The organism is uncultured Lamprocystis sp., from assembly GCF_903933125.1.
Taxonomy (GTDB): domain Bacteria; phylum Pseudomonadota; class Gammaproteobacteria; order Chromatiales; family Chromatiaceae; genus Thiodictyon.
Window position 1 is genome coordinate 1 of the sequence record NZ_CAIZIZ010000012.1, and the last position, 10,569, is coordinate 10,569.

At 64.3% G+C, this 10,569-nt stretch carries 9 protein-coding genes and 1 pseudogene; 6 read left to right on the forward strand and 4 right to left on the reverse strand.

Annotated elements, in window-relative coordinates; genetic code table 11:
• The first annotated feature begins 101 nt into the window (after window positions 1-101).
• The 6 genes from QZY03_RS00645 to purE all read left to right on the forward strand — a co-directional run bounded on the left by QZY03_RS00645 (window position 102) and on the right by purE (window position 5,407).
• Window positions 102-1,436 carry an MFS transporter gene (locus tag QZY03_RS00645; RefSeq protein ID WP_295577147.1) on the forward strand — a complete coding sequence of 445 codons (1,335 nt, stop codon included), beginning with the start codon at window positions 102-104 and terminating at the stop codon, window positions 1,434-1,436.
• Between the two features lie 476 nt (window positions 1,437-1,912).
• Complete coding sequence (locus tag QZY03_RS00650) at window positions 1,913-2,137, forward strand: DUF433 domain-containing protein (protein WP_295577150.1); 225 nt, start codon at window positions 1,913-1,915, stop codon at window positions 2,135-2,137.
• Window positions 2,121-2,450, forward strand: coding sequence for a DUF5615 family PIN-like protein (locus QZY03_RS00655; RefSeq protein WP_295577152.1), 330 nt, complete (start codon window positions 2,121-2,123; stop codon window positions 2,448-2,450). Before QZY03_RS00650 ends, QZY03_RS00655 begins: the two co-directional genes overlap by 17 nt.
• Before the next feature lie 236 nt (window positions 2,451-2,686).
• Window positions 2,687-3,628 carry an alpha/beta fold hydrolase gene (locus QZY03_RS00660; protein ID WP_295577154.1) on the forward strand — a complete coding sequence of 314 codons (942 nt, stop codon included), beginning with the start codon at window positions 2,687-2,689 and terminating at the stop codon, window positions 3,626-3,628.
• A gap of 121 nt (window positions 3,629-3,749) precedes the next feature.
• Entirely contained in the window at window positions 3,750-4,904 is a 1,155-nt protein-coding gene (locus QZY03_RS00665) for a 5-(carboxyamino)imidazole ribonucleotide synthase (protein ID WP_295577156.1), read from the forward strand.
• On the forward strand, window positions 4,901-5,407 hold the full coding sequence (gene purE / locus QZY03_RS00670; protein ID WP_295577158.1) for a 5-(carboxyamino)imidazole ribonucleotide mutase: 507 nt from the start codon (window positions 4,901-4,903) through the stop codon (window positions 5,405-5,407). Before QZY03_RS00665 ends, purE begins: the two co-directional genes overlap by 4 nt.
• Window positions 5,408-5,735: 328 nt before the next feature.
• Here the strand turns inward: purE and mdoH are convergent, their stop codons facing one another.
• From mdoH to QZY03_RS00690, 4 genes and pseudogenes are all read right to left on the reverse strand, one after another.
• Window positions 5,736-7,844 carry a glucans biosynthesis glucosyltransferase MdoH gene (gene mdoH / locus QZY03_RS00675; protein ID WP_295577161.1) on the reverse strand — a complete coding sequence of 703 codons (2,109 nt, stop codon included), beginning with the start codon at window positions 7,842-7,844 and terminating at the stop codon, window positions 5,736-5,738.
• Complete coding sequence (locus QZY03_RS00680; RefSeq protein ID WP_295577163.1) at window positions 7,841-8,407, reverse strand: hypothetical protein; 567 nt, start codon at window positions 8,405-8,407, stop codon at window positions 7,841-7,843. The genes mdoH and QZY03_RS00680 overlap by 4 nt, the downstream gene beginning before the upstream one ends.
• On the reverse strand, window positions 8,392-9,969 hold the full coding sequence (locus tag QZY03_RS00685) for a glucan biosynthesis protein (RefSeq protein WP_295577165.1): 1,578 nt from the start codon (window positions 9,967-9,969) through the stop codon (window positions 8,392-8,394). Before QZY03_RS00685 ends, QZY03_RS00680 begins: the two co-directional genes overlap by 16 nt.
• A gap of 412 nt (window positions 9,970-10,381) precedes the next feature.
• Window positions 10,382-10,569 (reverse strand): annotated as a pseudogene (locus QZY03_RS00690) (hypothetical protein); the annotation flags it as partial.

Consider the following 10,569-nt stretch of genomic DNA (forward strand, 5'->3'; position numbering starts at 1 on the left):
CCGCGACGGGCTGCCGCAACGACGGGTGGCCGGAATGATGATCACGCCCGCGATTCCGCCGTTTATCCTCTCTTTTTCAGGTCCAGTGACGAGCATCTTTCATGACAGTTGAGCATCCCGCCTACCGTATTGGTCCCATTCATCTCGCGCCCGGCATTCTGCCGCGGCACGGGTGGAGCTTCCTTGGTGCCGCCTTCTTTTCCATCGGTCTGGTGACCTTCATCGCCATCGGCCAGACCTATGTGCTCACCGAGCATCTCAAGGTGCCGACCGCCCAGCAGGGATCGATCAGCGGCGATCTGGTGTTCTGGACCGAGCTGATCACGCTGGCGCTCTTCATCCCCGCCGGTATTCTGATCGACCGCATCGGCCGCCGCTCCATCTACGCGATCGGTCTGGTGCTGCTGGGCTTGACCTATGCGCTGTATCCGCTGGCCGAGTCGGTGGGCGACCTCTACCTCTATCGCATCCTCTATGCCTGCGGGGTGGTCACGGTGGCCGGCGCACTCTCGACCGTGCTGGTGGACTATCCGGCCGAGCGTTCACGCGGCAAAATGGTGGCAATCGTCGGCGTGCTGGGCGGACTGGGCATCGTGGTGACCAACCAAGGGCTCGGCGCCCTGCCCCAGACACTGACCAAGGCCGGATTCAGCGGCGACGAAGCGGGGCTTTATACCCATCTGGTGATCGCCGGAATCGCCCTGGGCGTCGCCCTGCTGGTTGCTTTGGGACTCAAGGGCGGAACCCCGGTCCACAAGAAAGACCGCCCGGACGTCCGTGCGCTCTTCGTCAGCGGCTTTGCCCAGGCCCGCAACCCGCGCATTCTGCTCTCCTATGCCAGCGCCTTCATCGCGCGCGGCGACCAATCGGTCAATGCCACCTTCCTGGTGCTCTGGGGCTCGACCGCCGGCATCGCCGCCGGCATGGGCAGCGCCGAGGCGATCAAGACCGGCACCCTCATCTTCGTCACCGCGCAGATCGCCGCCCTGCTGTGGGCGCCGGTGCTGGGCCCGCTGATCGACCGCATGGATCGGGTCTCGGCCCTGGCGCTGTGCATGGGCTTGGCGGCCATCGGCAATCTCGCCCTGCTGTTCCTGGATGATCCGCTCGGGGGCAATGCCACCTATTTCTTCATCCTGCTCGGCATCGGCCAGATCAGCGTCTATCTCGGCGGTCAGTCACTCATCGGCCAGGAAGCACCGAAACGCGAACGCGGTTCAGTCATCGGTGCCTTCAACGTCTCCGGCGCCATCGGCATCCTGTTGATCACCTCCTCCGGCGGACGACTGTTCGACCACCTGGACCCGCGCGCGCCCTTTATCGTGGTCGGCGTGCTCAATGTGCTCTTGTTCCTGGCCTCGGTCTATGTGCGGCTGAAGGCACCGAGCCCGCCGATCGCAGACGATCATGAGCGCGAGCACGCCGGGGTCCATTGACCGAGGGCGGGCGATCGTCCCTACATGAACCTGAAAAGATCTGTTCTCTCACAAAGACACAAAGACGCAGAGATTTCATCGCGATTAGTCGGTCGAGCAGGTCACCCGCGCGGTGATTGGTTCGACCATTTCATTGATCATGTTTGATTTAGTATGCGTGTTGACATAGCGACCCCAGAACAAGGGATTTCCGGCTCGTAGGTTGACGAGTTGTTCGGCATGGACTAGGCTCGTCTTAACCGGGACAGGAAGGAACTATGAGCGGCGGGACGGGGGATTCAGCGGTGGCAGTGTGGAAACCAGGTGGAATCGGTCTGATACCGCAGATATAGGATCTGTCTGGCACATCAAGTCTTTATCTCCCAATAATTGGAAAACAGGGACGGGCGAAAACAAGGGCAGGACCACGGCATTCGCTCTGACAATGAAAAGAGAGAAGATTGATCATAAACCGCTTCAGCATCTGGAGAACTTGAATGACCGTGCTTTCTGATATTACGCGCTGCGACCCCGACATACTTAGCGGCACTCCGGTATTTCTGGGCACCCGTGTTCCGGTGCGCTCACTATTCGACTATTTAGAAGGGGGAGACACTATAGAAGAATTTCTTCATCAGTTTCCTTCTGTTAAACGTGAACAGGCGATTTTTCTGCTCGATGCTGCCTACGAGTCCGTGATTGCCAATGCGCATCTTGCTTGACGAAAATTTTCCGGCTGACTTCGCGAATCTATTTGTTGGGCATGACATAGAGACAGTACATCGTCTTGGTTGGTCCGGCATCAAGAACGGCGATCTCTTGCGTCGCGCACGTAGCGTCTGTGATGTTTTCGTCACTCTTGATCGCAATCTTGAGTTTCAGCAGAACATCAAGGTGCTGCCTTTCGGTATCGTGCTTGTGCGCGCTCGCTCCAACCGAGTCGCAGATCTCACGCCCCATTTGGCAAGCATCTTGGAGGCTGCCAGTCGGGTCGTGCCCGGCCGCGTTGAAAAAGCGGGAATTTTGAGGGGCTAAGGGGCCAGGAGGGGGCCTTGGTCATAAACCCGGTCACCTCGCGATCCGCGCGGTCGTCGGACGGCGCAGTGGACACTCCAGATCATGATGTTACAGCAGCGACCACGGTATGTCCCGATCACGGCCAGCCGCCACGATGATCAAGACCGCGGCGCCCCACCGATCGCGAAAAGCCCAGGCTTTGGAGGATAATCGCCTTCCCGCGGACCAACCGCTGCTGCGACACCTGAGCCCTCATGACAACCGACCAATCGAACTCCAGCCTGGGCGAGCTGCGCCGCCAGCGCACGCCAGCCGCCGCACAGCCGCTCGCCGATGCCCTTGACGCCCCACGCAAGACCTTCACCACCCGCGCGGGCCAGCGACTCGCCTACTATGCGGACGGCCCGGCAGCCGGAACGCCGTTGGTGCTGATCCACAGCATCAATGCGGCACCGAGCAGTTACGAGCTCAGGCCGCTGTTCGACCACTATCGCGCGCAGCGGCCGGTCTACAGTCTGGATCTGCCCGGCTTCGGCCAGTCCGAGCGCCCGGCCGGCCCCTATACGCCGGACCTTTTCGCCGACGCGATCAGCGATTTTCTGACGCAGGTGGTCGCACAACCGGCCGCGGTCGTCGCGCTGTCGCTCAGCGCCGAGTTCACCGCCCGCGCGACAGCGGCCGTGCCGGACTTGGTTGACTCACTGGTGCTGATCTCGCCGACCGGCTTCAGCCGCCGCCCGCTCCCGTCCGCGGCCGCGGCCCGCAGGGTGCATCGGGTGCTGACCACGCCGGGGCTGAGCCAAGGGCTGTACGGGCTGGTCGCGTCGCGGCCCAGCATCCGCTTTTTCCTAAACAAGTCGTTCACGACCAGGGCACCGGACGATCTGATCAACTACGCCTACGCGACCTCGCATCAGCCCGGCGCCCGCCATGCCCCGCTGTATTTCCTCTCGACGCAATTGTTCACGCCCCAGGCCGCCGATCGGCTTTACGGCGGGCTCAGGGATCTGCCGGTGCTGGTGATCGCCGATCGCGACCCCTATGTCGATTTCGCAGGGCTCCCGGAGTTTATCGCGGCCCATCCGAACTGGCGGCATGAGACCCTGGCACCGCATCTCGGCCTGCCGCACTGGGAACACCCGGCGGCGACCCGCGCGGTTCTGGATCGGTTCTGGAATGAGGCATTTGCGCTGTGACGAAATAACCGCAGCATCTAGTGTCTGCGAGGTATCAGCAACCACAACATCTGGGCACAGCGCAAATGCCTCGGAATCAACGGGCCTTTCCAATTCCAGCCTAAACGGACATGATGAGCGGATGGACAGATACCCCTACCCAATCGCCCGTATCGGCATCATCGGCGGCGGTCAGCTCGGCCGCATGATGGTCAAGGCTGCCAAACGTCTGGGGTGCACCTGCGTGGTGCTGGACCCGACACGCAGTTCGCCCGCCGGTCAGGTGGCCGGACACCAGATCGTCGGTGACTACCACGATCCGGCGCGACTGCGTGAACTCTGCGAGTCGTGCGACGTCACCACCTTCGACATTGAGGACATCGACAGCGACACGCTGATCGCGCTGGAGCGGGAGGGCCATCTGATCTTCCCGGCCCCTGGCGTGCTGGCCGTGATCCAGGACAAACTGACTCAGAAACAGGCACTGCGCGACGCCGGCATCCCCACCTCGCCCTTCATCCCCATGCCGGACCCCAACCCGGAGGACTTCGCCGCCTTCGGTTATCCGCTGGTGCAGAAGGCCTGCCGCGGCGGCTACGACGGGCGCGGCGTGGTGATCATGAGCACGGCGGCCGACTACCCGGAGCGCCTGCCCGTGCCGTCGCTCCTGGAACGCTTCATCCCCGCCGCCAAAGAGCTGGCGGTGTTGGTGGCGCGTGGCCGCGATGGGGACTGCCGCTGCTATCCGGCGGTCGAGATGTGTTTCAGACCCAAGCAAAACGTGCTGGACCTGCTGCTTGCACCGGCCGATCTGGACGCGGCGACCGCCGCCGCCGCCGCCGCCCTGGCGCAGCGTACCGTGGAGGCGTTGGGCGGGGTCGGCGTCTTCGGGATCGAGCTGTTCCTGACCACCACGGGTGAACTGCTGGTGAACGAGGTCGCGCCGCGCACGCATAACTCCGGGCACCACACCATCGAGGCCAACATGACCGATCAGTTTGAGCAGCACCTGCGCGCGGTGGTCGGCTTCCCGCTCGGGGCCACCGACCAGCTCTCGCCAGCGGCCATGATCAACCTGCTCGGCGCCCCCGGACACCGCGGGCGGCCGGTCATCAAAGGAATGGCAGCGGCCCTGGCGATCCCTGGGGTCTGCGTGCACATCTATGGTAAGGCCTCCACCTCACCCTATCGCAAAATGGGTCATGTGACGGTGCTGGACCCGGATCTGGAGAACGCGCGGCGTAAAGCCGAACAGGTTCGCGAACTGATCGAGATCACCGGAGAGGACCATCCATGAGCGCACCACAGATCAAGCCTCTGGTGGGGATTATCATGGGCAGCGACTCGGATCTGCCGGTGATGCAAGAGGCCGCGGACATCCTCCGCGACCTCGGCGTCCCCTTCGAGATGACTATCGTCTCTGCCCACCGCACCCCCCAGCGACTCTATGACTATGCCCGGAGCGCGGTGGAGCGGGGGCTGGCGGTGATCATCGCCGGTGCCGGCGGTGCGGCCCACCTGCCGGGCATGGCCGCGGCCATCACCCCCCTGCCGGTGATCGGCGTGCCGGTGAAGACCTCGGCCCTTTCCGGCCAGGATTCGCTGCTGTCCATCGTCCAGATGCCCGCCGGGGTGCCGGTCGCAACCGTGGCCATCAACGGCGCCAAAAACGCCGGCATTCTCGCCGCCCAGATCCTGGGCACCGCCGACCCCGCGTTGCGCGAGCGGGTCGCCGCTTTCAAGCGCGATCTGGAAGCCATGGTGTTGGAGAAGGCGGCGCGGATGGAGGCGTCAGCTTAGGCGGCGTTGATCATCGTTCCGGCCAGTGCGCGGGCGTGGTGCACTGGAGGTCGAGGCTTTAACGAGGGCCACGCAAACGCGATATCGACCGGCGAACAGCCATGGAAGAATAAGCCACCCCGGAAGATGAAAGTCCCCGTCGGAGCGGCGTCCCGCCGCGATGCGGTGCCGCGGTGACTTCGAACGCTGCGGCTGCGCGTCTGGCCCCGTCGCGGCGGGACGCCGCTCCCACGGAGTCGCTGCGCGACTTTCACGGCAGGGCCTCGGCCTCCGGTTTACGCGAAACAGCGACTACACTCGTTGTCGTTCCCTAATGAGCTTGTCTCACTTATTGGTGAATGGCTCCTGAACTCGCCGCGGCCCCGGCAATCTGCCCCGGGCTCGGCGGCTGCGCAGCCGCCCATAGCAGGGTATGCAGTTCGAACAACCCGTCGCGATGGGAGACCAGCGCCCGCTTCTCATTGGGCTTGAGGCTGCCGAGGCCCTCGTCCTGAAGCTGGAAGATCAGGCCCTCCAGGTAATGGCGGCGCCGGCGGTTCGGGGTCTCGTCCGGCAGCATGGAGGCGTGCAGGGCGTAGGCGCAGGGGTCAACGACGGCCCGATACCAGAGGTCGCCCCCGGTGGCGGTGGTGCACAGCGGCGTACCCGCACGCTCCAGATTTTGCTCCAACAGGTGCAGCACCCGCGGCTGCGCGGTCTCCTCGGGGGTCAGAAAAATGCCGGCCCGCCGGGCGAGTTGGCCGAGCCAGACCCGGCTGGTGATCATCGACACCGGGATCGAGAGCGCCAATCCGGCCAGGACCGGCGTGAACCACCAGAAGAAGGACGGGACATACTGATAGGACAGGAAACCGACGACCACCGCGATGAGCGTGTGCGAGAGGTGGGTCCCGAAGGCCTCCGCGAATCCGGTCTGGTGATCACCGCGCTGCTGCGCCGGCCAGCCGACGTTTTGACGCAGCAGAATGGCCAGCACGAACTTGCTCTGGAACAGCATCAACACCGGCGCCAGGAGAACGGAGAACAGACTCTCGGTCAACACACTCAGCGTGGCGCGCACCAGGCCGCCGAACTGGCGGCTCAGGGCAGGCTTGGCGGCGAGCAGCACCAGGGCCAGGATCTTGGGCAGGAAGAGCATGGTCAGCGTCACCCACAGCACCGTGGTCATTTCCACCGTGTAGGTTTCCGGCCAGACCGGCAAAATATTGTTGCCGAAAAAGTAGACCGGCTCGACCAGGCTCTGGAAGTAGGCGGCGACGCCGGTAACGACGAGAAAGATCAGCCACAGGGGGGAGGCCATGTAGGACATGACACCCATGGCGAAGTGGATGCGGCTCAGCGGCTTGAATCCGCGCGCAAACACCAGCCGGCTATGCTGGAGATTCCCCTGGCACCAGCGCCGATCGCGCTTGGCATAGTCGATCAGGGTGGGCGGGATCTCTTCGTAGCTCCCGCCCAGATCGTAGGCCAGCCAGACCCGCCAGCCGGCGCGGCGCAGCAAGGCCGCCTCCACGAAGTCGTGGCTCAGGATCTCCCCGCCGAAGGGCTCACGGCCCGGCAGCTTCGGCAACCCGCAGTGATCGGCAAAGGGCTTGACCCGGATGATGGCGTTGTGGCCCCAGAAGTTGCTGGTGCCGAGCTGCCAATAAGACAGGCCAGCGGTGAACATCCGCCCATAGAGACTACCGGCGAACTGGAGCATTCGTGAAAACAATGAGGAGCGGTTCACCGGGACCGGCGGGACCTGGATCAGCGCCACCTTCGGGTTACGCTCCATGCGTGCAACCATCTCCACCAGGGTCTCACCGGCCATGATGCTGTCGGCATCCAGCACGATCATATAGCGGTAACGCCCACCCCAGCGGCGGCAGAAATCGGCGATGTTGCCGCTCTTGCGACTGGTGTTCTCCACCCGGTTGCGATAGAAAACGCGCGCCGGATGTCCCATCTCCTTGGCCCAGCGGCGCCACAGCAACTCCTCTTCCACCCAGATATCCGGGTCGCGGGTGTCGCTGACCACAAAGACCTCAAAACCGTCCTGCTGACCCGTCTCCACCAGGGATTGCCACATCGCCCGCAGCCCGGCGAAGACCCGCACCGGATCCTCGTTGTAAACCGGCATCACCAATGCCGTCTTGAACGGGCCGCTCGGTGCGGCGCCCGCGCCGCGGGTATCCGCGTTAGCGATGGCATAGTGATCCCGCCCGGTCACGAGCATCGCGAAGCCGATGGTCGCGGTCCAGAATGACGCGCTGATCCAGAGGGTGAGGATCGCGTAGAGGCCCAGCATGACGAGTTCATGCGGCCGGGTCCCGCCGTCCTGAAAAGCGACGCTGAGCAGGGACATGGCGCCCAGTGTCGTGAGCAGCACCAACAGGAAAAAGAGGATACGGCGGTAATGGTGGCCCATAACGCCGATCCGGGAGTCACTGGTCATCGCGGTTGCTCCGTACGCGGCGCCGCGGCGGCCGGCTCGTTGCCGGCCAGCACCCGCAAAGCGCCGGTGATGCGCCGACCCAGGTCGTGACAGCACAGATTGATGGTACTGGGCGCCATGTCCAGCGGGGCCGGCTCAGGCTCCGGCTGAACGCCGGCAGCCCGCACCTGGGCGGCGATCGACTCGCCGGAGACCCCTGAAAAGCGTGCCGACCAGTTCGGCACGGCACCGCTCAGTACGGCCGCACGGGCGGTGAACAATGCGTCGAGCTCACCGGTGATGTCGAGTTCCGCGCACAGCCAGGCATCAAGCAGGGCATAGGCCTCCTCGATACCGGCCTCGACCGGATCCTCCAAGGGTACCACGCTCACCCGCGCTTCCCAGCGCTGCTGAATGCGCGCCAACAGCCGCTCGCGATGCAGTGGGTCTTCGATACCCAGAGCACGCAGGTAGAGGGCGACACGCTCCGACACCGGCGCCCAGGCCGCCGGGGAGCGGTCGGCCGCCGCGACCGCGGCGCCGGACTGCCCCGCGGCCCCCGCCATGGCTATTCCCGAATCCATTGGAAACTCCAGGTTTCGCTCAGCACATCACTGCCGTTGCGCAGGAAGGCGCGCAGGTCGACCGGACCTGAACCATCGGGGGTGAGTTCAAAGAACAACCGCCAGCCCTTGGTTTCGGGATTCGGCTGGACCGTCGGGGTGGACAAGGTGCCCGAGGACGTTGAGACGAACGCCTCCACCGGTGTATCGGTCGGCAGCGCCGCCAGAGTCTCGCCGCCAAAATCGAGTACGAACTTGCGTTTCTCGGAATCCAGCTCGGCGGTGCCGCCGGCGCCGATCCGGGTGGACAGGGTCCGCCCACCTTGCAACTTGGCCTCCGGATCGCCGGCGAAACGCAGCCGGTAGGCATACTCGAACTGCTCGCCGGCGCCGGCGGTCCGCTCCGGGATCCAGAAGGCGACGACATTGTCGTATTGCTCCGAATCGCTCGGAATCTGCACCAGTTCGACCGCACCCTTGCCCCAGTCGCCGATAGGTTCCACCAAGGCGCTCGGGCGACTCTGGTAGGACGCCTCCAGGTCCTGGTAGCTGCGGAAGTCACGGTCGCGTTGCAGCAGACCGAACGCCTTCGGATTCTCGGACCGGAAGGCACTGATGCGTAACCCCTTGGGATTGACCAGCGGACGCCAGATGCGCTCGCCGGTGCCGTCGACCACGAGCAGACCATCGGAATCGTGGACCTCGGGACGGAAGTCGTCCATGAAGCGGTCGGTATCCTCAGCATGGAAGAACATGCTGGTCAGGGGCGCAATCCCGAGTTTCTTCACCCGCTCGCGCAGGAACAGGTGGGCCTTCACATCGATCACTGTTTCCCGCCCTGGGGAGATCAGGAAGCGGTAGGCGCCGGCCGCGCTCACACTGTCGAGCAAGGCGTAGAGGGTGATGGAGGTCGCGTCCCGATCCGGCTTCTCCATCCAGAACTCACGAAAGACCGGGAACTCCTCCTTGCTCGGCAGCCCGGTGTCGATGGCCAGGCCGCGCGCGCTCAGCCCGTAGAGCAGCCCCTTGGCAACCGCGCGGAAATAGCTGGCCCCGAGGAAAACGGCCACCTCGTCAAACACGTCGTCCCGATTCAGCGGATACAGCAACCGCAGGCCGGCGAACCCCAGGTCCTCCGGCAGATCCGGCGGGACCGTATTCTTGCCGTAATCGAACAGGCTGTTGCGATAAAGCACCGGGGCCGCTTTCCCCTCTTCGATCACGTTGAAGGTCACCCGGTCCTTAAACATGAACCCGCGCGGAAAGAGTTCGGCCTGGAACGGCAGGGACTCGGCCCGCCAGAGTGACTGGTTGCGGCGAAAACGGATATCGCGATACTGGTCATAGTCCAGATTGGCGAAGAAGGGGGGCAGCGCGGGCTGATCCGGCTGATACGGCTCGGCCGCCAGTTCGTCGGCGCGGCGCACCACGGAAGCGAAAGTGAAATGACCCGGCACACCCTGCTCCACCCCAGGGACGGCGGAGCCGGTCTCGGCCTCGCCCCGGACGTTTCCGGTGATCGCCAGTGCCGTGAAGGAAAGGGCCGCACAAAGAGGCAAGAGTCCGAAACGTCTCGGGATCATAATACTGAATCGCCTGCAAGTCAGGGTTGCGTGATAAGGGCATCGGGTCGCGGCAACCGGACGCGACTGGGATACCGGTCGCGGTTGATGCGACCCGGCCCCCCGGTCAAGCCCGTCCGACCGCCCCGATCGGGAACAGTCGTGCCAAACGTGGATTGTAGGACAGCGCCTGGGGCGCACGCACGGTCCTTTGTTCATCGAGCGGCAAGCTGTCCGCCGACCGCGGCCACGCGGCACCTGCTCCAAGCGGCGCGCGTCGGCACGAAATGGCCAATCGAGAGCGTGCAGTGTCTGGTTGCCGACGACGCCCAGGAGTAAGCTCCGCGTGGGGCAGAATCACGGGCGGCGGATCGTCGGCGGCCGCGTTACGCGGGTTGACCGGACGCCGCCAGCCGCGCATCCCCTAAACCGTCTAATGATACCAGAATATCCAGAGCCGCCGTTCACCCGCTACCCGTGGACAGCAGTTCCAAATTTGGGTGGCCGCCGCCAACAGCGTGTCGGCAGCGAGGCCGATGGTGGATGCGCTGCGCTTATCCACCCTACGAAACCGGCTCCGTTGTAGGGTGGATAAGGCGCGCCGCTCGGTCTCGGGGACTC

What these genes read in the sequence shown, in the direction of transcription:
- QZY03_RS00645 (WP_295577147.1), top strand. Translation starts at nt 102, where the DNA reads ATGACAGTTGAGCATCCCGCCTACCGTATTGGTCCCATTCATCTCGCG.
- QZY03_RS00650 (WP_295577150.1), top strand. Translation starts at nt 1,913, where the DNA reads ATGACCGTGCTTTCTGATATTACGCGCTGCGACCCCGACATACTTAGC.
- QZY03_RS00655 (WP_295577152.1), top strand. Translation starts at nt 2,121, where the DNA reads ATGCGCATCTTGCTTGACGAAAATTTTCCGGCTGACTTCGCGAATCTA.
- QZY03_RS00660 (WP_295577154.1), top strand. Translation starts at nt 2,687, where the DNA reads ATGACAACCGACCAATCGAACTCCAGCCTGGGCGAGCTGCGCCGCCAG.
- QZY03_RS00665 (WP_295577156.1), top strand. Translation starts at nt 3,750, where the DNA reads ATGGACAGATACCCCTACCCAATCGCCCGTATCGGCATCATCGGCGGC.
- purE (WP_295577158.1), top strand. Translation starts at nt 4,901, where the DNA reads ATGAGCGCACCACAGATCAAGCCTCTGGTGGGGATTATCATGGGCAGC.
- mdoH (WP_295577161.1), bottom strand. Translation starts at nt 7,844, where the DNA reads ATGACCAGTGACTCCCGGATCGGCGTTATGGGCCACCATTACCGCCGT.
- QZY03_RS00680 (WP_295577163.1), bottom strand. Translation starts at nt 8,407, where the DNA reads ATGGATTCGGGAATAGCCATGGCGGGGGCCGCGGGGCAGTCCGGCGCC.
- QZY03_RS00685 (WP_295577165.1), bottom strand. Translation starts at nt 9,969, where the DNA reads ATGATCCCGAGACGTTTCGGACTCTTGCCTCTTTGTGCGGCCCTTTCC.